Below are 24,502 nucleotides of genomic sequence, written 5' to 3'. Positions count from 1 at the left end.
TTCGTCCGGGCTTTTTTTGCTGCGGCTGTGGTCACATCAGGCAGAGTTCAACTCATTGGTCACCGGAGACATGCAGCATGAGCGAGCGCAAGGCAATCCTGATTTTGCACGGCAAACAAGCTTCCAACGAAGAGGTACGCGCTGCGGTCGAGCGCTACCGGGAGCAGGGCAATGACCTGGCCGTGCGTCTGACCTGGGAAGGCGGTGATGCCCAGCGTCTGGTCGAGGAGGCGTTGCAAGCGGGGTATACCCACATCATCGCCGGCGGTGGCGACGGCACCCTGCGCGATGTCGCCGAAGCCATGGCATTGGCCAAGACCGATGCCAGCCTGGTCCTGATGCCCCTGGGCACGGCCAACGATTTCGCCCGTGCCGCCGGGGTGCCCTTGGAACCCGAACCTGCGCTGGCGCTGCTTGCCCGCGAACCTCAGGCGATCGACCTGGGCGAGGTGGGTGGACAGGTGTTCCTCAACATGGCCACCGGCGGCTTCGGCAGCCAGGTCACGGCCAACACCTCCGAAGACCTGAAAAAAGTGCTCGGTGGCGCGGCCTACCTGTTCACCGGTCTATCGCGGTTCAGCGAACTGCGCGCCGCCTCCGCGTCGCTCAGCGGTCCGGACTTCCACTGGGAAGGCGACCTGTTGGCACTGGGCATCGGCAACGGTCGTCAGGCCGGCGGTGGGCACGAGCTCTGCCCCGAAGCCGTGGTCGACGATGGGCTGCTGGAGATCAGCATCCTGCCGGCACCCACCGAAGTGGTCGGCACCTTGAAAAGCCTGCTCGGCGGCGGTGGGCTGGAAACCCTGTTCGTCCGTGCACGGCTGCCCTGGGTTGAAATCAACAGCAAGGAAAACCTCGACATCAACCTCGATGGCGAACCGCTGCGCGGCGAGAATCTGCGCTTCAGTGCCATGCCCAAGGCATTGAAGGTCCATTTGCCCGCTGGCTCGCCACTGCTCAGCCGCCGATTGATCCAATAAAGATCAGCGACCGCAGTCAAGATATTCCCGTCAGCGCCGATAGCCCGGTACCTCTACTTTCACTTGGGCTTTGGAGCTTCACATGGCCGGCATTCTCGACACGGTTGACCAACGTACGCAGCTGGTGGGCGAAAACCGGCTGGAACTGCTCATGTTTCGCCTGGCTGGCAGGCAACTGTTCGCGATCAACGTGTTCAAGGTCCAGGAAGTCCTGCAGTTGCCCAAGCTGACGCTGATGCCGCAGCGTCACCCCTTCGTCTGCGGCGTGATCAACCTGCGCGGGCAGACCCTGCCGGTGATCGATCTTTCCCAGGCCATCGGCATGCGCCCGCTGGTGCCAGGGCCCAGCAGCACCATCATCGTGACCGAGTACAACCGCTCGATTCAGGCTTTTCTGGTCGGCGGTGTCGACCGCATCGTCAACATGAACTGGGAATCGATCCTGCCGCCTCCGGCCAGTGCCGGGCGCCAGCACTACCTCACCGCAATCAGCCGAGTCGACGAGCAACTGGTCGAGATCATCGACGTGGAAAAAGTGCTCGCCGAAATCGTTCCCTACAACGCCCGTGTTTCCCGGGACAAACTCGACGATCCGATCCTGGCGCGCGCACGTGGCCGTGAAGTGCTGCTGGTGGACGACTCCTCGGTGGCTCTGGCGCAGCTGCGCGATACGCTGTCGCAGCTGGACATCAAGATGCATGTGGCCAGCGATGGCCTGAAGGCGCTGAACAAGCTCAAGGCCTGGGCCGACACCGGCGAGCGCATGACCGACAAGCTGCTCATGGTGTTCACCGATGCCGAAATGCCGGAAATGGACGGCTACCGCCTGACCACCGAAATCCGCAACGACCCACGGCTGCGCGAGCTATACGTGGTGCTGCACACTTCGCTGTCCGGCAGCTTCAACGAATCGATGGTGAAAAAGGTCGGCTGCGACAATTTCCTGTCAAAGTTTCAGCCCGACAAGCTGGTCGACGTGGTCCGCCAGCGTCTGGAAATGGATCGACACTGATCCCGATTCGTCATGGCCTTGGCGGTTCCGCTAGACTCGGTTCTTTTGCTCAAAGGAACTTGGCCATGTCGAGCCTTGCCGCGTTGTATCGTTATCCGCTCAAATCAGCCTTGGGTCAGTCCCTGCAGCAGTCGGCCGTCGACGGTCTGGGGCTGGTGGGTGATCGACGCTGGATGCTGGTCGACGCGGAGCGCGGGCTGTTTCTCTCGCAACGCTCGGTGCCACGCCTGACACAGTTGCACACGCAAGTTACAGCCGAGGGTGACTTGATATTGAGTGCAATGGATTTCCCTGATCTGCATGTACCGGTGCCCGTTTCAGGTGACTTGCGCCAGATCAAGGTCTGGTACGACAGCTTCGAGGCGCCTGACGCAGGCGACGCTGCCGCGCAATGGGTCAGCAATTTCCTCGGCAAACCCACGCGGCTGGTGTATATGCCCGCCGAACGCGCCCGGACGGTCAGTGCCGACTATGGCAAGAACGGCGACAAGGTGGCTTTCGCCGACGGTTTTCCGCTGCTGCTGATCGGCCAGGGTTCGCTGGACGATCTGTCTGCACGGGTCGGCCGCTCGCTGGAAATGATCCGGTTTCGCCCCAACCTGGTGGTGCAGGGCAGCCCGGCATTTGCCGAGGATGACTGGAAACGCATTCGTATCGGTGACGTGGATTTCCGCGTGCTCAAGCCGTGCGCGCGTTGCATTCTCACTACCCTGGATCCGCAGACCGGCGAGCGCAGCCCTGATCGCGAGCCTTTGGCCACACTCAAGTCCTACCGGCTTCAGGACGGCCATGCCATGTTCGGCCAGAACCTGGTCTGTGATCGTGCCGGCGTGCTCGAAGTGGGCATGCCCATCACTGTTCTGGAGTGAGCGGGCGGCAGCTGTGCAGCTGCCGCCACTGGCTCATTGGTCGTCGAAGAAACGCTCGTGCCAATCCACCACCGGCTGCGGCGCGTTGAGCTTCTCACCGTAGATGACCGCGTAGGACAATACGTTCTGCACGTATTGGCGTGTCTCGTCGAACGGAATGGACTCCACCCAGACGTCGAAGCTCAGGTGGTTCGCACCTCTGAGCCACTGCCGAACACGGCCCGGACCTGCGTTGTACGCTGCCGAGGCCAGCACTCGGTTACCGTTGAACTGGCTGTGCACCTGGCTCAGGTAGGCCGCGCCCAGTTGGATGTTGGTGTCGGGGTCCAGGACTTGCTGCGGTGACGACAGCGGAATGCTGAACTTGCGCGAGGTCTCCTTGGCAGTGCCCGGCATCAGTTGCATCAGCCCCATGGCGCCGGCGCCGGAACGGGCGTCGTCCATGAACGCGCTTTCCTGACGGGTGATGGCAAACACCCAACTGGTGTGCAGACCGCGCACGTTGGCTTCGCGGATCAAGGTGTCGCGGTGGGCCATCGGGAAACGGATGTCCAGATCGTCCCAGTACTGTGCCTGACTGATCGTGCGAATGGCCGGGAAATACCAGCGCATGTCGTAGGCCAGCTTGGCCTGGGCGACCATCTCATCGCGATCGAAATGACGGCTGACGTGATACCACTCGCGCCGTGCATCGACGATCTGGCCGCGCGCATACAGCTCCAGCGAACGACGGATGCCGGCGGTGTTGCGCACCTTGTTGACCAGCGCCTGGCTCATCACCAGCGGCTTGTTGTTGAGCGAGTAGGGCGCCTGCAGGCGGTCGGCCGCCAGGAATCCGTAGAAGTCACGTTCCTTGGCGACGGCCTTGTACAGCTGCGGCACCTTGGCGCTCTGCGGCTGGGCCAGCTCCAGGCTGCGTGCCTGCCAGTATTGCCAGCGGTTGGTCTGCGCCAGGTCCTTGGGCAGGCGGGTGGTCAGGTCGTAGGCGTCCTGCCAGCGGCCCAGTCGCAGCAGCAGGCGCAGGCGCCACTCGGTGACGGTGTCGTCGCGCAGATCCGGGTCGTAGCGGGTCATCAGCTCCAGCGCGCGCGGGTCGTAGCGGCGGGCCAGGGTCAGGCCGATCTCGCGGGCGATGGCGACTTTCTCCTCGGCCGAAAAGCGCATGCTGCTGGCATAGCTGTCGAGCATGAGCATGGCCTTGTCCGGATCCTGCCGAGCCAGGCGGCGCAGACCCAGCCCGACCACGTCGGACATGGCTTCGTCCACCGGCATGAAGCGCGAAGGCTGGTCGAGCAATTCGGGCTTCTGCGCAACATCGAGCAACAGGCGACCCTGGCTCGACAGCGTGGTCAGACCCTGCACCAGGCTGGTCGCCAATGGATAGTTGCGCGCCTGGGCGGCAAGCTTGGCGCGCTGCCAGCGCTTGTTCTCGGTGAGCTGGCCTTCACTGGCCCAGCGCTGGAACAGGCCGTCACAGGCCGTGGGGAGCGTTTTGCCGGTTAGCCACAGCTTGTCGGCGTTGGCATAGCCTTCGGCGCGCAGCTGGCTGTTGCTCAACTGGTACTGGCCGTACAGACAGTCGAGCTCCTTGAAGTTGAGCTTGGGGTCGTAGTATTTGACGAACGGTGCCCACTCGCCGCGCTCGGCCAATTGCCGCAGCCAGCGCAGTTTCATCCAGTTGGCCTGGGGCAGGTCGCCATGCTTGGCCAGGAAGCCCTCGATTTCGGCGTTGCTCGCGCTGCGCAGGCGCGGCGTGAGCTCGTCGTAGGCCAGGTACGCCTCCAGAGGGTAATCCTGCAACTCGGCGGCGTAGCGCATGTACGGCCCGCTGTCGCCCTTGGCCAGGGCGCGCTTGGCTTCGTCGTAGTACTGGCGCTGGGTGGCTAGGTCGGCGGCCTGAACAGTGGCGACACTGGAAGCAGACATGATAAGGCAGGAAAACAGGCTGAACAGGCGACTGCGCATGAGACTTCCAGGCAGAGAGGACGTGACAAGTGTCGGCAGTGCCAGCACTAAAGAAGTGAGCCTAGCTTAGCCTCTAGAGCAGGCGCGATGAAAGCGTTCAGGATCATTCATTTTATTGCCGCCTTCGGTCAGCCAGGGCAAAAGTCGGTTAGAATGCGCGCCCGGTTTTTGGAGAAGCTCATGACCCTGCTCAAATTCAGCGATGTGTCCCTTGCATTCGGCGCGATGCCGTTGTTGGACAAGGTGTCCTGGCAGATCGCCCGTGGTGAGCGGGTGTGCATCATCGGCCGCAACGGCACTGGCAAATCCAGCATGCTGAAGCTGGTCAAGGGCGTGCAGAAACCCGATGACGGCGCCGTCTGGCGCGCGCCCGGGCTGAAAATCGGCGAATTGCCCCAGGAACTGCCGGTGGCCGACGAACGGACCGTGTTCGACGTGGTTGCCGAAGGCTTGGACGGCGTCGGCGCATTGCTGGCCGAATACCACCACCTGAGCCAGAACATCGTCACCGACGAAGACCTGAACAAGCTCATGCATGTCCAGCAGGACCTCGAAGCCCGTGACGGCTGGCGCCTGCAGCAGTTGGTCGACAGCACCCTGAGCCGTTTGCAGCTGCCAGCCGACAAGACCCTCAAGCAACTCTCCGGTGGCTGGCGCCGTCGCGTGCTGTTGGCCCAGGCGCTGGTGTCCGAGCCGGATCTGCTGCTGCTCGACGAGCCGACCAACCACCTGGACATCGGCGCCATCGCCTGGCTCGAAGAAGCCCTCAAGGATTTCCAGGGCGCGGTACTGTTCATCACCCACGACCGTTCCTTCCTGCAGAACCTGGCCACCCGCATTCTCGAACTGGACCGCGGGGGCCTGATCGACTGGAATGGCGACTACGCCAGCTTCCTGGTGCACAAGGAAGCCATGCTGGCCGCCGAGGAAACCGCCAACGCGCTGTTCGACAAGCGCCTGGCCCAGGAAGAGGTATGGATCCGTCAGGGCATCAAGGCCCGGCGTACCCGCAACGAAGGCCGTGTGCGTGCGCTCAAGGCGCTGCGTGTGGAACGTGGCGAGCGTCGCGAACGCACCGGCAAGGCCAACATCCAGCTCGATACCGCCGACAAGTCCGGCAAGCAGGTCATGGTGCTCGACAACGTCAGCTTCGCCCATCCGGGTGGGCCGATGCTGATCAAGGATTTCTCCATGGTCCTGCAACGCGAGGACCGTATTGGCCTGCTGGGCGCCAACGGTACCGGCAAGACCACCCTGCTCAAGCTGATGCTCGACAACCTGCAGCCCACCAGTGGTTCGGTCGACGTCGGCACGCGCCTGGACGTCGCCTACTTCGACCAGTTGCGCCACCAGTTGGACTTGGAGAAGACGGTCATCGACAACGTCGCCGAAGGCCGCGACTTCATCGACATCGACGGCCAGAGCCGCCACGTGCTGAGCTACCTGGGTGACTTCCTGTTCAGCCCCCAGCGTGCCCGTACGCCGGTCAAGGCACTGTCGGGCGGTGAGCGTGCGCGCCTGCTGCTGGCCAAGCTGTTCAGCAAGCCGGCCAACCTGCTGGTACTGGACGAACCGACCAACGACCTCGACGTCGAGACCCTCGAACTGCTCGAAGAAGTGCTGTCCGGCTTCAAGGGCACCGTGCTGATGGTCAGCCACGACCGGGCATTCCTCGACAACGTCGTGACCAGCACCCTGGTGTTCGAAGGCGAGGGCAAGGTGCGTGAATACGTGGGCGGTTATCAGGACTGGATCCGCCAGGGCGGCTCGCCCAAGCTGCTGGGCGTGACCGAGAACAAGTCGGGCAAGGCCGAGCTCAACAGCGCCGTGGTCAAGGCCCCGGAGCCCGCACCAGCCGAAGCACCGGCGCCAGCGAAGAAGAAGCTCAGCTACAAGCTCCAGCGCGAGCTGGAAGCCCTGCCGGGCCAGATCGATGCGAAGGAGCAAGAAATCGCGGCGCTGGAGGCCGAGATGGCCGATGCCGGGTTCTATCAGCGACCTGCCGAGCAGACCGCCGCCGTGATAGCCAAACTGGAAGCTTCGCAGGCCGAGCTGGAAGCCATGGTCGAGCGTTGGGCCGAGCTCGACGCCTGAGGCACGACACCGGAATCTTCAGCGAGGCCGCAGCTGCCGCTCGGCCCCGCTGATGATCCTTACTCGGCGCGCTTGACCAAGCGTACAGCCAGCACGTCGCACGGCGCACCGTGCAGCACGTCGTTGGCCGTGGAGCCCAGCAGCAGCGCCAGGCCGTGACGGCCATGGCTGCCAACCACGACCAGATCGCACTCGGACTTCTTCGCCAGGTTGTGAATTTCCTGGCGCGGCTGGCCATAGGTCAGATGGCAGTCGCCCACTACCAGGTCCGGGTACTTGAGCTTCAGCGTTTCCAGGCGCTCCTTGGCCTGGTCGAACTGCTGCTGTTGCAATTGCGAGAGATCCATCGGCACATCCCCGCCGAATGCCATGGCCATCGGTTCTACAATGTGCACCAGCGAGAGCTTGGCGCCATTGCTGACCGCCAGTTCCCTGGCCCGTTTGATGACCGGGTCACACTCTTCGGTGAGGTCGACGGCGACCAGAATGTGTTGGTAGGGCATGAGAAGCACTCCTGACGATTGCGATAGCTTGAGTATGAACTGTTTGGACGAGGTGCGACATGAACATCCCTCGCCGACCTATTTGAAACGCTTAGCGGGTGTACTCTTTATGACGGTGTGGATAGTCGTGTCAATCCTTGCGCTGATTCTCAGCCCCATGGTATGGCTGCGGCCCTCGCGCAGCCAGAGCGGGCGCATGGCCGTGCGCATGCAGGCCCGTCGCATGGGTCTGGCGATGCAGCTGGCGCCGCAGCAGTGGCCACACTGGTTGAGCGTCGAGCCGCCCGACCCGTGCGCGCAATACCATCGACCACGCCGCAAGGGCCGGGTCGACAGTTGGAGCTACTGGCAAACGGAACCGGGCGTGTGGTGCAACCAATGGCGCGAAACCTGTGTCGATCCGCATCTGCTGCCGCACCTGGCGACCCTGCCGCCCGATGTCTACATGCTCGAAGCCGGTCCGCAGATGTTGGCCCTGTACTGGGGCGAGAAGGGTGATGAAAAGGTGCTTCAGGATATTGCCAAGGTCCTTCAAGCGCTGGCTTGATCCCGATCTCCAGCTATCGTCATATGCCTGCGGCAGGCTGTCGCAGGTGCGTGTTCTTCCCCATTCCAGAAATGACCGCAAAGTCGCGTTTTCAAAGGCCTTGCGCGGCATTTGACAATCGCCCGCATTTCCGTGAATGTACACGCACCCCAATCAAACGGGCGTATGAATCGAGCGTTTTTCTCTCGCGCTCCAGCACTATCCCGACTACCGCGCTGACGGGTATGCCTGGCTACAGAGAGCGGCGGCCATGTACCGCCCCCTTTTTACCCAGCGTCCGGCGTGTACTGTTCAGCTTCCATATCGTGGAGATCAGTGGATGATTTACGAAGGTAAAGCCATCTCGGTGAAGGCTCTTGAAAGCGGCATCGTCGAACTGCGGTTCGACCTCAAGGGCGAGTCCGTCAACAAGTTCAACCGTCTCACGCTCGAAGAGCTGCGCGAAGCGATCGCGGCGATCAAGGCCGACGCTTCGGTCCAGGGCGTGATCGTCACCAGCGGCAAGGACGTCTTCATCGTCGGTGCGGACATCACCGAATTCGTCGAGAATTTCAAATTGCCCGAGGCCGAACTGGTTGCGGGCAACCTGCAGGCCAACCGTATCTTCAGCGACTTCGAAGACCTCGAGGTTCCCACGGTTGCCGCCATCAACGGCATCGCCCTGGGCGGCGGCCTGGAAATGTGCCTGGCCGCCGACTACCGGGTCATGTCCAGCGAAGCCAAGATCGGCCTGCCCGAAGTCAAGCTGGGCATCTACCCGGGTTTCGGTGGCACGGTGCGCCTGCCGCGCATCATCGGCGCCGACAATGCCATCGAGTGGATCGCCTCCGGCAAGGAAAACGGCGCCGATGATGCGCTCAAGGTGGGTGCGGTCGATGCGGTCGTGGCGGCTGACAAGCTCGAAGCCGCGGCGCTCGACCTGATCAAGCGCGCCATCAGCGGCGAGTTCGATTTCAAGGCCAAGCGCCAGCCCAAGCTGGCCAAGCTCAAGCTCAACGCCATCGAGCAGATGATGGCGTTCGAAACCGCCAAGGGTTTCGTTGCCGGCCAGGCCGGGCCCAACTACCCGGCGCCGGTCGAAGCGATCAAGACCATCCAGAAGGCTGCCAGCTTCGGTCGCGAAAAAGCCCTGGAAATCGAAGCCGCCGGTTTCGCCAAGATGGCCAAGACCTCGGCCGCACAAAGCCTCATCGGTCTGTTCCTCAACGATCAGGAGCTCAAGCGCAAGGCCCGTGGCTACGACAAGGTGGCACGCGACGTGAGCCAGGCTGCCGTGCTCGGTGCCGGCATCATGGGTGGCGGCATCGCCTATCAGTCGGCGCTCAAGGGCACGCTGATCCTGATGAAGGACATCAACGAGAAAGGCATCGAGCAGGGCCTGGCCGAAGCCTCCAAACTGCTGGGCGGCCGTGTCGAAAAAGGGCGTCTGACCGCAGCGAAGATGGCCGAAGCGCTCAACGACATTCGGCCGACGCTGTCCTATGGCGATTTCGGCCATGTCGACATCGTCGTCGAAGCCGTGGTGGAAAACCCCAAGGTCAAGCAGGCGGTACTGGCCGAGGTCGAAGCGCAGGTGAAGGACGACACCATCCTGGCGTCCAACACCTCGACCATTTCCATCAACCTGCTGGCCCAGGCGCTCAAGCGCCCGGAGAACTTCGTCGGTATGCACTTCTTCAACCCGGTGCACATGATGCCGCTGGTCGAAGTGATTCGTGGCGCGAAGTCCAGTGAAGTCGCCGTCGCGACCACCGTCGCCTACGCCCGCAAGATGGGCAAGAACCCGATCGTGGTCAACGACTGCCCTGGCTTCCTGGTGAACCGTGTGCTGTTCCCGTATTTCGGCGGCTTTGCCCGACTGGTCAGCGCCGGTGTCGATTTCGTGCGCATCGACAAGGTCATGGAAAAGTTCGGCTGGCCCATGGGCCCGGCCTACCTGATGGACGTGGTCGGCATCGACACCGGTCACCATGGCCGCGACGTGATGGCCGAAGGGTTCCCGGACCGCATGAAGGACGAGCGTCGCTCGGCCATCGACGCGTTGTACGAAGCCAACCGGCTGGGGCAGAAGAACGGCAAGGGCTTCTACGCCTACGAGACCGACAAGCGCGGCAAGCCGAAGAAGGTCGCCGATCCTGCGGTTCTGGATGTGCTCAAGCCGGTCATCTACGAACAGCGCGAAGTCAGCGACGAGGACATCGTCAACTGGATGATGATCCCGCTGTGCCTGGAAACCGTACGCTGCCTGGAAGACGGCATCGTCGAAACCGCAGCCGAGGCCGACATGGGCCTGGTCTACGGCATCGGCTTCCCTCCCTTCCGCGGCGGTGCGCTGCGTTACATCGATTCGCTGGGCGTTGCCGAATTCGTCGCCTTGGCCGACCGCTACGCCGAACTGGGTCCGCTGTACCAGCCTACCCAGAAGCTTCGTGAAATGGCGCGTGCCGGGCAGACATTCTTCGGGCAAGCGGCCAACGTACAGAACAAGGGTGAATGACTTATGAGCTTGAATCCTAGAGACGTGGTGATCGTCGACTTCGGTCGCACCCCGATGGGCCGTTCCAAGGGCGGCATGCACCGCAACACCCGCGCCGAAGACATGTCGGCGCACCTGATCAGCAAGCTGCTGGAACGCAATGCCAAGGTCGACCCGGCCGAAGTCGAGGACGTGATCTGGGGCTGCGTCAACCAGACCCTGGAGCAGGGCTGGAACATCGCGCGCATGGCCTCGCTGATGACGCAGATCCCGCACACCGCCGCCGGCCAGACCGTCAGCCGTCTGTGCGGCTCGTCCATGAGCGCACTGCACACCGCGGCCCAGGCCATCATGACCGGCAACGGCGACGTGTTCGTGGTCGGTGGCGTCGAGCACATGGGCCACGTCGGCATGATGCACGGCGTCGATCCGAACCCGCACATGTCGCTGTACGCCGCCAAGGCATCGGGCATGATGGGCCTTACCGCCGAGATGCTCGGGAAAATGCACGGCATCACCCGTGAACAACAGGACGCCTTCGGTGTGCGCTCGCACCAGTTGGCGCACCAGGCCACGGTGCAGGGCAAGTTCAAGGATGAGATCATCCCGATGCAGGGCTGTGACGAAAACGGCTTCATCAAGGTGTTCGACTACGATGAAACCATTCGTCCCGACACCACCCTGGAAAGCCTCGCTGCGCTCAAGCCTGCGTTCAACCCCAAGGGCGGCACGGTCACGGCCGGTACCTCGTCGCAGATCACCGACGGTGCGTCGTGCATGATCGTGATGTCGGCGCAGCGCGCCCAGGATCTGGGCATCACGCCATTGGCGGTGATCCGTTCGATGGCCGTTGCCGGCGTCGACCCTGCGATCATGGGTTACGGACCGGTGCCGGCGACCCAGAAAGCGCTCAAGCGCGCAGGTCTGGGCATTGCCGACATCGACTTCATCGAGCTCAACGAAGCCTTCGCGGCACAGGCCCTGCCCGTGCTCAAGGATCTGAAAGTGCTCGACAAGATGAACGAGAAGGTTAACCTGCATGGCGGCGCTATAGCCCTAGGGCATCCTTTCGGTTGCTCAGGTGCGCGAATTTCCGGCACGCTGCTCAACGTCATGAAGCAGAACGGTGGTACGTTCGGTCTGTCTACCATGTGCGTAGGCCTGGGGCAGGGCATCACCACGGTTTTCGAACGCGTCTAGTCCAGACGCGTGGAGTCGAGCGAACCGGGGCCCAGTGTCCCGGTTTTGCTTTTTTCCGGTTTACTCAAAAAGTTTTTCAACACGTATTTCAAGCGAGGCGCACCATGCAGTTACAGCCAGGGCTCTATCGTCACTACAAAGGCCCCGAGTATCGTGTCTACGGCGTCGCGCGCAGTTCCGAGGACGAGCAGGAAGTCGTGTTCTATCAGGCGCTCTACGGCGAATACGGCCTCTGGGTTCGGCCGCTGAGCATGTTTCTGGAGTCGGTCGAGGTTGACGGCGAGAGCGTCCCGCGCTTTGCTTTGATCGAAGCCGAACCCAGCCTGTTTTCAGTTCCGCAGGCGCCGACCGCTTGAGCCCCGGCGCTTGACCTCAGGTTCTCACCACTATATATAGCGGGGCCTCGCAAGGCGCCGCATGCCTTTCATTTCAAGAATTCAGGAATTTTCCGATCCATGGGCAAATCGCTGGTCATTGTGGAATCCCCGGCTAAGGCCAAGACCATCAACAAGTATCTGGGTGACCAGTACGTGGTGAAGTCGAGTATCGGCCATATCCGAGACTTGCCCACCAGCGGTTCGGCGAGCGCCAGCAAGGAGCCGGCCGCCAAGCGCGGCAAGGCTGCCGCCAGCGACGCGCCGGCGCTTTCGCCCAAGGAAAAGGCCCGCAAGCAATTGGTGGCGCGCATGGGCGTGGATCCGGACCAGGGCTGGAAGGCCAAGTACGAGATTCTTCCCGGCAAGGAAAAGGTCATCGAGGAGCTGCGCCGGTTGGCCAAGGATGCCGACACCATCTATCTGGCGACGGACTTGGACCGCGAGGGGGAAGCCATTGCCTGGCACCTGCGCGAAGCCATCGGTGGTGACGACAGCCGCTACAAGCGCGTGGTGTTCAACGAGATCACCAAGAAAGCCATCCAGGAGGCGTTCTCGCGTCCTGGCGAGCTGGACATCGACCGCGTCAATGCGCAGCAGGCGCGACGTTTCCTAGACCGCGTGGTCGGCTACATGGTCTCGCCCCTGCTGTGGCAGAAGATCGCCCGTGGGCTGTCGGCAGGCCGCGTGCAGTCGGTGGCGGTGAAGCTGGTCGTCGAGCGTGAACGCGAGATCCGTGCGTTCAACCCCGAAGAGTACTGGGAAGTGCACGCCGACCTGGCGTCGGCCAAGGCCGCCAAGGTGCGTTTCGAAGTCGCCCGCGAGAACGGCGAGGCCTTCAAGCCCTTGAACGAAGCCCAGGCCATGGCCGCGCTGGCCAAGCTCAAGGACGCCAGCTACAGCATCGTCAAGCGCGAGGACAAGCCGACCAGCAGCAAGCCTTCGGCGCCCTTCATCACCTCGACCTTGCAGCAGGCCGCAAGCAACCGCCTGGGTTACGGCGTGAAGAAGACCATGATGATGGCGCAGCGCTTGTACGAGGCCGGCTACATCACCTACATGCGTACCGACTCCACCAACCTGTCGGTGGACGCCGTGCAGATGGCGCGTGCCTACATCGAGAGCGAGTTCGGCAAGAAGTACCTGCCCGAAGCGCCGATGGTCTACGGCAGCAAGGAAGGCGCCCAGGAGGCGCACGAAGCCATTCGCCCCTCGGATGTGAACACCCATCCCAGCAAGCTGGCCGGCATGGAGCGTGACGCCGAGCGTCTGTACGAATTGATCTGGCGTCAGTTCCTGGCTTGCCAGATGCCGCCTGCCCAGTACCTGTCCACCACGGTCACCGTGGCGGCCGGCGATTTCGAGCTGCGCGCCAAGGGCCGCATCCTCAGGTTCGACGGTTACACCCGTGTGCTGCCGCAGATGAGCAAACCGGGCGACGACGATGTGCTGCCGGACATGAACCAGGGCGAACAGCTCAAGCTGTTGCACCTTGACCCGACCCAGCACTTCACCAAGCCGCCTGCGCGCTATTCCGAAGCCAGCCTAGTGAAAGAGATGGAAAAACGCGGCATCGGTCGACCGTCGACCTACGCGGCGATCATCTCCACCATCCAGGACCGCGGCTACGTGGCGCTGCACAACCGTCGCTTCTACTCGGAAAAGATGGGCGACATCGTTACCGAGCGCTTGTCCGAGAGCTTCTCCAACCTGATGGACTACGGCTTCACCGCCGGCATGGAAGAGAACCTCGATGACGTGGCTCACGGCGAGCGCGACTGGAAGAACGTGCTCGACGAGTTCTACGGCGACTTCAAGGGCAAGCTCGATGTTGCAGGCGCTGCCGACAGCGGCATGCGCGCCAACCTGCCGACCCTCACCAACATCGCCTGCCGCGAGTGCGGCCGTCCGATGATGATCCGCACCGCTTCCACCGGGGTGTTCCTGGGCTGCTCGGGCTACGCGTTGCCGCCCAAGGAACGCTGCAAGTCGACCATCAACCTGATTCCGGGCGATGAGATCGCGGCCGACGACGAGGGCGAGTCCGAGTCGCAGATCCTGCGCGGCAAGCATCGCTGCCCGATCTGTGCAACGGCCATGGATGCCTATCTGGTCGACGAGAAGCGCAAGCTGCACATCTGCGGCAATAACCCCGACTGCCCAGGCTACGAGATCGAAGAAGGCAACTACCGCATCAAGGGCTACGAAGGCCCGAGCCTGGAATGCGACAAGTGCGGCAGCGAGATGCAACTCAAGACTGGCCGTTTCGGCAAGTTCTTCGGTTGCACCAATCCCGAATGCAAGAACACCCGCAAGCTGCTCAAGAGCGGCGAAGCGGCGCCGCCGAAAATGGACGCGGTGAAGATGCCCGAGCTCAAGTGCGAAAAGGTCAACGACACCTACGTGCTGCGCGACGGCGCTTCGGGTCTGTTCCTGGCCGCCAGCCAGTTCCCCAAGAACCGTGAGACCCGCGCGCCGCTGGTACTGGAGATCATTCCGCACAAGGACGAGATCGATCCCAAGTACAGCTTCCTGTTCGATGCGCCGATCAAGGACCCGGACGGACGCCCGACCGTGATCCGCTACAGCCGCAAGACCAAGGAGCAGTACGTGCAGAGCGAGGTCGAGGGCAAGCCGACCGGTTGGAAGGCTTTCTACGACGGCAAGACCTGGAAGGTCGAAGACAAGCGCTGAGTCGCTGGTTGCACACAGGCCGCACCGTCCGCCAGGACCGTGCGGCCTTTTTCATTTGTGGCTTGCACAGGCTCTGCGGGTTCCCGACACTGTAGGCGATCAGTGTTCATTGCGGAGACCGCCACCATGGCCTATGAGCTCTACACCCGTACCAACCAGAAAATCTATTTTGCCGGGCTGGCGCTGGAAGCCATGGGCAAGGCCGAGCAGGGCCAGGCGATCAATGCCCAGGCGCAGTTGCAGGCGCAGCGCGAGTCGGCGCTGTTCCACCTCTACGGCGCTTTGCTTGGGCTGTGCCATGAGATCGCCGGTTACTACCGCCTGCCACAGGCCGGCACGGCGCGCGCCGAAACCCTGCTGACGCCGCAGGCGCTGGATGGCGCATCGATTCCCGAACTCGGTGAACTGGTGGAGCTGGCCCAGCATCCGCATACCTGGCTGGCGCAGTTGCTTGCCGCCCATGGCGCGCTGTTCGTACCGCCAAGGGCGCCCAAGAAGCCCAAGGGAGATGTGACCCAGCCGTTGATACAGGCGGTCAATCTGGACGAGGTGGAAGAGCCGGAGCTGAGTCGCGAGGTGCTTGAAAGCTGGCGTCAGCAGCTCAGGGGCTTGACCGTTCGCTTCAGAGAAGGGTTGAGTGAGTGCTGATTCAGCGTGGCGCTGCTACAATGCTCGCCTTTCGTGGAGAACATGTCCTTATGCCTACGTCCTTTCTTGAGATTGTCGAGCTGCCTGACGGCCGCATCGAGTTGCGTCGTGCCGAGGACGAAGGTTCGCTGGTGACGCTGAATTTTTCCGAAGATGCCAAGGCATTTCTGCAGGGCCAGCACGTGGAAGTGGCCAAGGCCATGCTCAGTGTCGGCGTACAGATGGCCGGCAAACTGGTGGAAGGTGAAATCGACAAGGACGACGGGCCGCGCGTCCTGCACTGATGCTGCCGCTCAGCGAGCGCCTCGCGCTTGCCTGGGCGGACAGTACCCAGTGTGTTTCTTGGCTATCCCAATCGAATGTTCAAGCTCTGCGCGCCGCCTTGGCGTGCGGCCGTGATCAATTGTTGCCTGGCCACGGCCGGCAACGGATTGAGCCAGCTCACCACAGTATGACTACGACCCAGACGCAGCGCTTCGCACGCCAGTTGCTGTGCGCTCTGCGTGCCCCGTGGCTGCAACAGCAGTATCCGTTCGCGATTGAGCCCGGCATCGCGCAGCCAGGCCTGGGTCAGGCTCGCCGGTGGCGCGATCAAGGTCATCCAGCGCGCGTCCTGCTCCTCGCTCAGTTCGCGCAGCATGGGGGCCAGCAGGTTCAGGCAGTTCCCCGCAGCACCGCGCAGCGACATCTCGCTGAATACATCCGGCTCGGCAACGGTCCAGGGCGACTCGACGGCCTCCTTGAATCGCGGCGCCACCGGTGCAGACATGAAAGCTTCGAACAGCGACATCTGTGCTTGTTGGGATGAAAGGGGAAACTGCATGACGCCTCCTTATCGACGAATGACGCCGACGCTCAGACCTTCAATGACCAGATCCTGATCCTTGAGGTTGACTTCAATGGGTGCGAAGTCGGGGTTTTCCGCAACCAGGAAAACCTTGTTGCCCTCGCGCTGGAACCGCTTGACCGTCACTTCATCGCCGATACGGGCCACGACGATCTGGCCATTGCGCACTTCACGGCAGGTGTGCACGGCGAGCAGGTCGCCGTCGAGGATGCCGACATCGCGCATGCTCATGCCCTGTACCCGCAACAGATAATCGGCGCGTGGATGAAAGAAGCCCGGGTTGATCTTGCAGGACTCCTCGATGTGTTCCTGCGCCAGAATGGGCGCGCCCGCTGCAACGCGGCCGACCACTGGAAGACTGGAATCGTCGTTGCGCGCCTCGGAGCCGGGAATACGAATGCCGCGTGAGGCGCCGGGGGTCATTTCGATCGCGCCTTTGCGCGCCAGGGCCTTGAGGTGTTCTTCAGCGGCGTTGGGGGATTTGAAGCCCAGTTCCTGGGCGATTTCTGCACGAGTAGGTGGGAAGCCATTGTCGTCAAGGCAGCGCTTGATGAAGGCGAGAATTTCAGCTTGGCGTGGCGTCAATTTCAACATTTGGATGGCTCTGTCTTTTTGTACAGTGACTGGGATTATATACAGTGGATTGCGCTTGGCAACATCGTTTTCTGGAGCAGAGATCGGTGGATGTTCGCATGCTGCGCTAAGGCGATGAATTTGTATGCTTTAATACGTGACCCCATGGCCACGAACAGCCTGCTCGGACTTGACAGTCGGGCGCTTTGAAACGTATGTTTCAAACAAGTGTTTGTCAGGCGGAGTTGCCATGGCCCAGTCGGAAACCGTTGAACGCATCCTCGATGCCGCGGAACAGCTTTTTGCGGAAAAAGGCTTCGCGGAAACGTCGCTGCGCCTGATCACCAGCAAGGCCGGGGTCAATCTGGCGGCGGTGAACTACCATTTCGGCTCTAAGAAGGCGCTTATCCAGGCGGTGTTCTCGCGATTCCTCGGGCCTTTCTGTGCCAGCCTCGACCGCGAGCTGGAGCGGCGTCAGGCCAGTGCGATGCCCAAGGCCAGCCTCGAGGAGCTGCTCGAGATTCTCGTCGAGCAGGCCCTGGTGGTGCAACCGCGCAGTGGCAACGACCTGTCCATCTTCATGCGCCTGCTGGGCCTGGCCTTCAGCCAGAGCCAGGGTCACCTACGTCGTTACCTCGAAGACATGTACGGCAAGGTATTCCGCCGCTATATGCTGCTGGTCAATGAGGCAGCGCCGCGCATTCCGCCCATCGAGCTGTTCTGGCGCGTGCATTTCATGCTCGGCGCCGCCGCGTTCAGCATGTCCGGGATCAAGGCGCTGCGTGCCATCGCCGAAACCGACTTTGGCGTGGACACCTCGATCGAGCAGGTCATGCGCCTGATGGTGCCGTTCCTAGCGGCGGGCATGCGCGCGCAGAGTGCGGTGACCGACCCGGCCATGGCTGCGGCCCAGCTGCGCCCGCGCAGCAAGAGCACGCCGGCCGCCGTGAAGGCCTGAGGCCTGCACGGCCAACCTCCCGATCCCCCTCTACAAGGAAACCTCATGATCGCTCGTCTGCAAGGCTCCCTGATGGTCGACGTCGCCGGCACTTGGCTAACCGCCGAGGACCGACATCTGTTGCGCCAACCCGAAGTCGCCGGACTGATCATCTTCGCGCGCAACATCGAGCATCCACGCCAGGTACGCGAGCTGACCGCGGCTATCCGCGCCGTGCGGCCCGAGCTGATCCTGGCCGTGGATCAGGAGGGGGGACGCGTGCAACGTCTGCGTCAGGGCTTCGTGCGTCTGCCGGCCATGCGCGAGCTGGCGCGTCATGCCGACGCGGTCGGCCTGGCCGAGCATTGTGGCTGGTTGATGGCCGCCGAAGTGCTAGCTGTGGGCCTGGACCTGAGCTTCGCGCCGGTGCTGGACCTCGATCATGGCCACAGCGCCGTGGTCGGTACCCGTGCCTTCGAGGGTGATCCCGAGCGCGCGACGGCGCTCGCCGGGGCGTTCATCCGAGGCATGAATGCCGCGGGCATGGCAGCGTGCGGCAAGCATTTTCCCGGCCATGGCTGGGCCGAAGCCGACTCCCACGTGGCGATTCCCACCGACGAGCGTTCCCTGGAACAGATTCGCGCGTGCGATCTGGTGCCCTTCGCGCGGTTGGCCGGCCAGCTGGCGGCGGTCATGCCGGCCCACGTCATCTACCCGCAGGTCGACGGCAACCCGGCAGGCTTCTCGCGTCGCTGGCTGCAGGACATTCTGCGCGGCGAACTGGGTTTCGAAGGGGTGATTTTCAGCGATGACCTGTCGATGGCCGGCGCTCACGTCGTGGGTGACGCTGCCAGTCGGATCGAAGCGGCCCTGAGCGCGGGCTGCGATATGGGCCTGGTGTGCAACGACCGCGCTGCGGCCGAACTGGCCTTGAGCGCTACCCAGCGCATGGGCGTGCAGCCTTCGCCACGCATCGCTGCCATGCGCGGCCGGGCCTTCGCCAATGTCGAGTACCGTCAGCATCCGCGCTGGCAACAAGCGACTGCTGCACTGCGCGCGGCGGCATTGATCGACTGAATGCGGTTACTGGCCGGCCAGCAGGCGCACGGGCTGGCCGGAATGCCAGGCCAGTATGTCTTCGATCATCTGATTGAAGAACAGCCGGTAATTGTTGCCGGTAACGTAGCCGATGTGTGGCGTCGCCAGCACGTTGGGCAGCGTGCGGAACGGATGATCTTGCGGCAGCGGCTCCTCGTCGAACACATCCAGTGCCGCGCCAGCGAGGCGGCCTTCGCGCAGGGCTTGGATCAGCGCGGTCTCGTCGATGATCGGGCCGCGTGAAGTGTTCACCAGCCGTGCGCCCGGCTTCATCCACGTCAAAGCCTGTGCATCGACCAGCCCACGGCTGCGCTCGCTGAGCACCAGATGCACGCTGAGCACGTCGGCCTGTTCGAACAGCTGCTGTTTGTCGACGTACTCCACGCCCACTTCGGCGGCGCGTTGCCGCGTGAGGTTCTGGCTCCAGGCGATCACGCGCATGCCGAACGCCTGGCCGAAGCGCGCTACTTTTTCACCTATGCTACCCAGGCCCAGCAAGCCCAGGGTGCTGCCATGCAGATCGCCACCCAGGCCGATTTGCCAGCCACCGCTGCGCAGCGAATTCGCTTCGCCCAGCAGGTCACGGGTCAAGGCCATCAGCAGGGCCCAGGTCAGCTCAGGCGCCGCATGCTTGTAGCTGTCGGTACCGGCGACCTGGATGCCCAGTCGGGCTGCGGACTGCAGGTCGATGGCGGCGTTGCGCATGCCGCCGGTCACCAGCAGTTTGAGCTGCGGCAGCTGCTGGAGCAGGGCTGCGTCGAAACAGGTGCGTTCACGCATCACGCAGATGACGGTATAGGCCGCCAGACGCTCGGCCAGCGCGCGGCCGTCGGCTGGGTAATCGTGGATGAAGTCGAGCTGGCCGACAGCCTGCAGCGGGGTCCAGTCGACCACGTTTTCAGCCACCGATTGCCAATCGTCGATGACGGCTATTCGCATGGGCATTGCCTCTTGTCAGAGCGGTTTCTGGGGAGCGTCCAGCCAGTCGAGCAGGGCCTTGTGGAAGCGTGCCGGTTCTTCCATCTGCGGTGCATGGCCCAGGCCTGCGAACTCCACCAGAGTGCTGTGGGGGATCATCTGGCTGGCCTGCTTGCCCAGCACGGCGTACTTGCCCAGCCGTGCCTTTACCTCGGGCGGTGCGATATCGCTGCCGATGGCCGTGGTGTCGGCGTCGCCGATCAGCAGCAGGGTGGGCACCTTCAGGTCCTTGAACTCATAGACCACTGGCTGGGTGAAGATCATGTCGTAGATTAGCGCCGAGTTCCATGCCACCAAGGTATGTCCCGGGCCTTTGTTCAGGCCGGCGAGCATGTCCACCCAGCGATCGTATTCCGGCTTCCAGCGACCGCCATAGTAGGTGGTGCGCTCGTAGTTGCGGATGCCCTCGGCGGTGACCTTGGACTCGCGCTCGAACCACTGGTCGACACTGCGATAGGGCACGCCCAGGGCTTTCCAGTCTTCCAGGCCAATCGGGTTGACCATGGCCAGGCGCTCGGTGTCCTCGGGAAACATCAAGGCGTAGCGGGTCGCCAGCATGCCGCCGGTGGAGTGGCCCATGATCACCGCTTCCTTGACCCCGATGCGGGTCAGCAGGTCATGAGTGTTGTTGGCCAGCTGCTGGAAACTGTATTGGTAGTGTTCCGGCTTGCTGGAGGTGCAGAAGCCGATCTGGTCCGGTGCGACCACTCGGTAGCCGGCATCGCTGAGCGCCTTGATCGAGCTTTCCCAGGTGGCGGCGCAGAAGTTCTTGCCATGCATCAGCACCACGGTGCGGCCGTTGGCCTTGCCATTGGCGGCAACGTCCAGGTAGCCCATCTGCAGGCTTTTGCCTTGGGACTCGAAGGCGTAATGTTGCAGCGTGTACGGATAGTCAAAGCCCTGCAGTTCGGGACCGTAGGCGGGCGAGGATTCGGCGGCCAGCAGGGGCTGGGCGAAGACACTGGCGAGCGCCAGCAGGGACAGGCGAAGCATGGAGACCTCCTGGAATGGACGGTGGCGCAGGATGGACGTACGGTTGCAGGGTGTTGCCGGCCAGCACCGTAGCACCTATTGGAGGCCGACATGGCCCGGTGGTGCCCGGCTGCGACGAGAAATGTCCCGCATCAGGTTTCAGAATGCTACAAACACGACGCACGATCATGGCCGGGGAGCCGTCCATGGATCGCTACAACAATAACCATCGAGGCAGACAATGCCTCCACCTGGAGATAGGCCATGGCTTTTGAAACCATCCTTTTGGAAACCCGCGGTCGCGTGGGTTTGATCACGCTCAACCGCCCGCAGGCGCTGAACGCTCTCAACGCTCAGTTGATCGACGAGCTGAATCAGGCCCTGGATGCTCTGGAGCGCGATCGCGAGATCGGCTGCATCGTTCTCACCGGCTCGGCCAAGGCGTTCGCCGCCGGTGCCGACATCAAGGAAATGGCCGAACTGCGCTATCCGCAGATCTACCTCGACGATCTCTTTCACGAGAGCGACCGGGTCGCCAACCGACGCAAGCCGATCATCGCTGCCGTGGCCGGTTTCGCCTTGGGCGGTGGGTGCGAACTGGCGTTGATGTGCGATTTCATCCTGGCCGCCGACAACGCCAAGTTCGGCCAGCCGGAAATCAAGCTGGGCGTGCTGCCGGGCATGGGTGGGACGCAGCGCCTGACCCATGCGGTGGGCAAGGCCAAGGCCATGGAGCTGTGCCTGACCGGTCGCCTGATGGGCGCCGAAGAAGCCGAACGCTCAGGGCTGGTGGCCCGCATCGTGGCCGCCGACCGGTTGTTGGATGAAGCCATGGAGGTTGCCGCACAGATCGCAGCGAAATCGTTGCCGATCGCGATGATGGTCAAGGAAAGCGTCAATCGTGCGTTCGAGGTGAGCTTGGCAGAAGGGGTTCGTTTCGAGCGTCGGGTGTTTCACGCCGCCTTCGCCAGCGAAGATCAGAAAGAGGGGATGGCGGCGTTCATCGCCAAGCGCGAGCCGCAGTTCAAGGGGAATTGATCGAAACAGGGCTGGTCCATAGCCAGCCCTGTCGCTATGCGGTGATTACAGCGCAGTTACAGTAGGTAGTTGCGCAGCTCGCGGGCGATCAGCATGCGCTGGATCTCGCTGGAGCCTTCGTAGATCTGGGTGATGCGCGCATCGCGGTAATACTTCTCCACCGGATAATCTTCCAGATAGCCATAGCCGCCGTGTATCTGCACGGCGCTGGAGCAGACCCGCTCGGCCATTTCCGAGGCGAAGAGCTTCGCCTGGGAGGCTTCGGACAGGCAGGGCAGGCCTGCACTGCGCAGGCGTGCGGCATGCAGCACCAGCAGTCGCGCGGCGTTGACCTGCACCTGCATGTCGGCCAGCAGGTTGGCCACGCTTTGGTGCTCGATGATCGGCTTGCCGAACTGCACGCGCTCGCGGGCATAACCCAACGCCGCTTCGAACGCCGCGCGTGCGATGCCCAGTGCCTGGGCGGCGATGCCGATACGGCCGCCTTCCAGGTTGGACAGGGCGATGTTCAGGCCCTTGCCGCGCTCGCCAAGCAGGTTGGCGGCAGGGACGCGACACTGGCTCAGGGTGATGGCGCAGGTGTCGGAGGCGCGTATACCGAGCTTGTGCTCGCTGCGGTCGACGGTGAACCCGGGCGTGTCGGTGGGCACCAGAAAGGCGGACAGGCCCTTCTTGCCCAGTTCCGGGTCGGTGACCGCGAAGACGATGGCGAGCTTGGCCCGACGACCGTTGGTGACGAACTGCTTGGCACCGTCGATGACCCAATGTTCGCCATCGAGCACGGCGCGGGTGCGCAGGTTGTTCGCCTCGGAGCCTGCTTGAGGTTCGGTCAGGCAGAAGCAGCCGATAGCCTCGCCGCTGGCCAGCGCTGCCAGCCAGGTGTCCTGCTGGGCCGGGCTGCCATAGTTGAGCAAGGGGCCGCAGCCAACGGAGTTGTGTACGCTCATCAACGCCCCCAGCGCGCCATCGGCGGCGGAGATTTCTTCCACCGCCAGGGCGTAGGCGACGTAGTCGGTGTAGCTGCCGCCCCATTGCTCGGGCACCACCATGCCCAGCAGCCCGAGGGCGCCCATCTGCGCCACCAGGGCGTCATCGATCCAGCCGGCCTGTTCCCAGGCGCGGGAATAGGGGGCAACTTCGGCGCGGGCGAAGTCGCGCGCCATGTCACGGATCATGATCTGTTCTTCGCTCAGTTCCAGGTCTTGCATGGCAGACTCCGGCCTCAGAGGCCTTGGAAGAAGGGCTCGATGCGCGCAGGCGTGAGCCGGTCTAGCGTCGGTGGGTTCCAACGCGGGTTCTTGTCTTTGTCGATCAGTAAAGCACGGACGCCTTCGATCAGGTCGCCCTGTTCGAACCACTGGCGATTGAGATGCAGCTCCAGGGCGAAGCAGTCGTCCAGGCTGAGGTGGCGACCGCGGCGCAGCAGTTCAAGGGTCACCGCCATCGCCACTGGCGAGCGGGTGCGCATCAGCTGCGCGGTGTTCTGCGCCCACTGCTGACTGTCGGCGACGTTCACGTTTTCCAGTTGCTCGACCAGGCTGGTCAAGTCGTCCTGACTGAAGAAGTGATCGATGGCCGGCCGCAGCCGGTGCAGCGGGGCGTCGGGCAGGCTTTGCACGCCGAGACGGGCGAGGACGCCCTGCAGGTCCTTGAGAGGGTTGTCGCCCCATTGCAGTCTGTCCAGGCGCTCATCGAGCAGGGTCAAACGGTCGCTTTCCAGGTACCAGTCCGCCAGACCGCAATAGAGTGCATCGGCGGCCTCGATCTGGACCCCGGTGACGCCCAGGTAAGTACCGATTTCACCGGGGATGCGGCTCAGGAAATAGCTGGCGCCGACATCGGGGAAATAGCCGATGGCCACTTCAGGCATGCCCAGCTTGCTGCGCTCGGTGACGACGCGCAGTTCGGCCGCCTGAGCCAGGCCCATGCCACCGCCTAGGGTATAGCCGTCGAGCAGGGCCAGCACGGGCTTGCGATACTGATGCAGGCACTGGTCCAGAGCGTATTCTTCGTCGAAGAAGACCTCATGAAGGGCTTCGTGGCCGCGATAGCTGAGGTAGAGGTTGCGGATGTCGCCGCCGGCGCAGAAGCCGCGGTCGCCGGCACCGCGCAGCACCACGGCATGGATGTGCGGGGCCAGCGCCCACGCGTCGAGATAGCCGCGTAGGGCGCGGATCATGTCGAGGGTGAGTGCATTCAGACCGGCGGGGCGGTTGAGGGTCAAGTGGCCGATGTGGTTACGGACATCGCCGAGTACCTGGTCATCGAGCCCCAGGGAAGACCGCTGGGGAGGTGGAAAGACCTGAGTTGTCATCGCTGAATCCCTGCTTGTTATTGATTTCCTGAGATAAATAAGCGGACCAGGTGATCGTGACAGGCAAGTTTGCAGCTTTCAATGCAGATTAATGCAGGTAATGCCTGCAAATTTGCAAGGGTGACGGGGCCTGGCCAGCATCCAGTAGACCCAGCCATCGTAGCGGGGTTCGGTGTGGTTCAGGACCTGAAGCGATGCGGCCGGACGCGGCTTGCGCCGGCGGTGGGTGCGGTGTGTCTGATGCCACGCGGTGAAACCGGACGCGGCTTGCGCCGTTCCTGTAGCAGCGGCGCGAGCCGCGTCGGCGGTGGTTGCGGTGGGTCAGGGGTATCGCGGTGAGGCCGGACGCGGCTTGCGCCGCTGCTACAGGAACGCGGCGCTCG

The 24,502-nt window shown here is 63.0% G+C and carries 22 protein-coding genes; 14 read left to right on the top strand and 8 right to left on the bottom strand.

Annotation, left to right across the window (positions count from 1 at the left end; genetic code table 11):
- Window positions 1-77: 77 nt before the first annotated feature.
- The 3 genes from yegS to QMX89_RS15205 all read left to right on the top strand — a co-directional run bounded on the left by yegS (window position 78) and on the right by QMX89_RS15205 (window position 2,861).
- Window positions 78-980 carry a lipid kinase YegS gene (gene yegS / locus QMX89_RS15215; protein ID WP_282348827.1) on the top strand — a complete coding sequence of 301 codons (903 nt, stop codon included), beginning with the start codon at window positions 78-80 and terminating at the stop codon, window positions 978-980.
- A gap of 82 nt (window positions 981-1,062) precedes the next feature.
- Complete coding sequence (locus QMX89_RS15210) at window positions 1,063-1,992, top strand: chemotaxis protein CheV (RefSeq protein WP_049859120.1); 930 nt, start codon at window positions 1,063-1,065, stop codon at window positions 1,990-1,992.
- Between the two features lie 65 nt (window positions 1,993-2,057).
- Window positions 2,058-2,861, top strand: coding sequence for an MOSC domain-containing protein (locus QMX89_RS15205; protein ID WP_282348826.1), 804 nt, complete (start codon window positions 2,058-2,060; stop codon window positions 2,859-2,861).
- Window positions 2,862-2,894: 33 nt separating this feature from the next.
- On the opposite strand, the gene QMX89_RS15200 is transcribed toward QMX89_RS15205, so the two are convergent.
- Complete coding sequence (locus QMX89_RS15200; protein ID WP_282348824.1) at window positions 2,895-4,826, bottom strand: transglycosylase SLT domain-containing protein; 1,932 nt, start codon at window positions 4,824-4,826, stop codon at window positions 2,895-2,897.
- Window positions 4,827-5,006: 180 nt separating this feature from the next.
- Between QMX89_RS15200 and QMX89_RS15195 the strand changes: the two genes are divergently transcribed.
- Window positions 5,007-6,920: an ATP-binding cassette domain-containing protein gene (locus QMX89_RS15195; RefSeq protein WP_282348823.1), complete on the top strand. Its 1,914-nt coding sequence runs from the start codon at window positions 5,007-5,009 to the stop codon at window positions 6,918-6,920.
- Between the two features lie 59 nt (window positions 6,921-6,979).
- On the opposite strand, the gene QMX89_RS15190 is transcribed toward QMX89_RS15195, so the two are convergent.
- The gene (locus QMX89_RS15190; protein WP_049859124.1) at window positions 6,980-7,423 is read right to left on the bottom strand and encodes a universal stress protein; all 444 of its coding nucleotides are present in this window, start codon (window positions 7,421-7,423) and stop codon (window positions 6,980-6,982) included.
- Between the two features lie 109 nt (window positions 7,424-7,532).
- Between QMX89_RS15190 and QMX89_RS15185 the strand changes: the two genes are divergently transcribed.
- The 7 genes from QMX89_RS15185 (at window position 7,533) to QMX89_RS15155 (ending at window position 15,646) form a co-directional block, all read left to right on the top strand.
- The gene (locus QMX89_RS15185) at window positions 7,533-7,970 is read left to right on the top strand and encodes a hypothetical protein (protein ID WP_282348822.1); all 438 of its coding nucleotides are present in this window, start codon (window positions 7,533-7,535) and stop codon (window positions 7,968-7,970) included.
- Between the two features lie 319 nt (window positions 7,971-8,289).
- The gene (gene fadB / locus QMX89_RS15180; protein WP_282348821.1) at window positions 8,290-10,467 is read left to right on the top strand and encodes a fatty acid oxidation complex subunit alpha FadB; all 2,178 of its coding nucleotides are present in this window, start codon (window positions 8,290-8,292) and stop codon (window positions 10,465-10,467) included.
- A 3-nt stretch (window positions 10,468-10,470) separates the two neighbouring features.
- Window positions 10,471-11,646, top strand: a complete 1,176-nt coding sequence (fadA, locus tag QMX89_RS15175; RefSeq protein ID WP_043188265.1) for an acetyl-CoA C-acyltransferase FadA — start codon at window positions 10,471-10,473, stop codon at window positions 11,644-11,646.
- 104 nt (window positions 11,647-11,750) lie between these two features.
- On the top strand, window positions 11,751-12,002 hold the full coding sequence (locus QMX89_RS15170) for a DUF1653 domain-containing protein (RefSeq protein ID WP_049859128.1): 252 nt from the start codon (window positions 11,751-11,753) through the stop codon (window positions 12,000-12,002).
- 99 nt (window positions 12,003-12,101) lie between these two features.
- Entirely contained in the window at window positions 12,102-14,714 is a 2,613-nt protein-coding gene (gene topA / locus QMX89_RS15165; RefSeq protein ID WP_282348820.1) for a type I DNA topoisomerase, read from the top strand.
- A 126-nt stretch (window positions 14,715-14,840) separates the two neighbouring features.
- On the top strand, window positions 14,841-15,362 hold the full coding sequence (locus QMX89_RS15160) for a DUF6586 family protein (RefSeq protein WP_282348819.1): 522 nt from the start codon (window positions 14,841-14,843) through the stop codon (window positions 15,360-15,362).
- A 50-nt stretch (window positions 15,363-15,412) separates the two neighbouring features.
- Window positions 15,413-15,646 carry a hypothetical protein gene (locus tag QMX89_RS15155; protein WP_049859130.1) on the top strand — a complete coding sequence of 78 codons (234 nt, stop codon included), beginning with the start codon at window positions 15,413-15,415 and terminating at the stop codon, window positions 15,644-15,646.
- 62 nt (window positions 15,647-15,708) lie between these two features.
- On the opposite strand, the gene sulA is transcribed toward QMX89_RS15155, so the two are convergent.
- Entirely contained in the window at window positions 15,709-16,185 is a 477-nt protein-coding gene (gene sulA / locus QMX89_RS15150; RefSeq protein WP_049859131.1) for an SOS-induced cell division inhibitor SulA, read from the bottom strand.
- Window positions 16,186-16,194: 9 nt separating this feature from the next.
- Window positions 16,195-16,803 (bottom strand): transcriptional repressor LexA, encoded by a 609-nt coding sequence (gene lexA / locus QMX89_RS15145; protein WP_049859132.1) that lies wholly within the window; start codon window positions 16,801-16,803, stop codon window positions 16,195-16,197.
- Between the two features lie 229 nt (window positions 16,804-17,032).
- Here lexA and QMX89_RS15140 point away from each other — a divergent pair, with 229 nt between their 5' ends.
- Window positions 17,033-17,740 carry a TetR/AcrR family transcriptional regulator gene (locus tag QMX89_RS15140; RefSeq protein WP_282348818.1) on the top strand — a complete coding sequence of 236 codons (708 nt, stop codon included), beginning with the start codon at window positions 17,033-17,035 and terminating at the stop codon, window positions 17,738-17,740.
- Window positions 17,741-17,797: 57 nt separating this feature from the next.
- Entirely contained in the window at window positions 17,798-18,796 is a 999-nt protein-coding gene (nagZ, locus tag QMX89_RS15135) for a beta-N-acetylhexosaminidase (protein ID WP_282348864.1), read from the top strand.
- 6 nt (window positions 18,797-18,802) lie between these two features.
- On the opposite strand, the gene QMX89_RS15130 is transcribed toward nagZ, so the two are convergent.
- Window positions 18,803-19,762, bottom strand: coding sequence for a D-2-hydroxyacid dehydrogenase family protein (locus QMX89_RS15130; RefSeq protein ID WP_282348817.1), 960 nt, complete (start codon window positions 19,760-19,762; stop codon window positions 18,803-18,805).
- Window positions 19,763-19,771: 9 nt separating this feature from the next.
- Entirely contained in the window at window positions 19,772-20,788 is a 1,017-nt protein-coding gene (locus QMX89_RS15125; RefSeq protein ID WP_191999857.1) for an alpha/beta hydrolase, read from the bottom strand.
- Between the two features lie 243 nt (window positions 20,789-21,031).
- Here QMX89_RS15125 and QMX89_RS15120 point away from each other — a divergent pair, with 243 nt between their 5' ends.
- Window positions 21,032-21,805 carry an enoyl-CoA hydratase gene (locus tag QMX89_RS15120; protein ID WP_282348814.1) on the top strand — a complete coding sequence of 258 codons (774 nt, stop codon included), beginning with the start codon at window positions 21,032-21,034 and terminating at the stop codon, window positions 21,803-21,805.
- A 56-nt stretch (window positions 21,806-21,861) separates the two neighbouring features.
- Here the strand turns inward: QMX89_RS15120 and QMX89_RS15115 are convergent, their stop codons facing one another.
- Together QMX89_RS15115 and QMX89_RS15110 are read right to left on the bottom strand one after the other, a co-directional pair.
- The gene (locus QMX89_RS15115; RefSeq protein ID WP_282348813.1) at window positions 21,862-23,013 is read right to left on the bottom strand and encodes an acyl-CoA dehydrogenase family protein; all 1,152 of its coding nucleotides are present in this window, start codon (window positions 23,011-23,013) and stop codon (window positions 21,862-21,864) included.
- Window positions 23,014-23,027: 14 nt separating this feature from the next.
- Window positions 23,028-24,119 carry an enoyl-CoA hydratase/isomerase family protein gene (locus QMX89_RS15110; protein WP_282348812.1) on the bottom strand — a complete coding sequence of 364 codons (1,092 nt, stop codon included), beginning with the start codon at window positions 24,117-24,119 and terminating at the stop codon, window positions 23,028-23,030.
- Between the last annotated feature and the right edge of the window lie 383 nt (window positions 24,120-24,502).

Origin of the sequence: Pseudomonas sp. PS01301, from assembly GCF_029960215.1 — a bacterium.
Classification (GTDB): domain Bacteria; phylum Pseudomonadota; class Gammaproteobacteria; order Pseudomonadales; family Pseudomonadaceae; genus Aquipseudomonas; species Aquipseudomonas coleopterorum.
The sequence above is the reverse complement of the archived record's forward strand: the minus strand, read 5'-3'. Positions and strand labels throughout refer to the sequence as shown.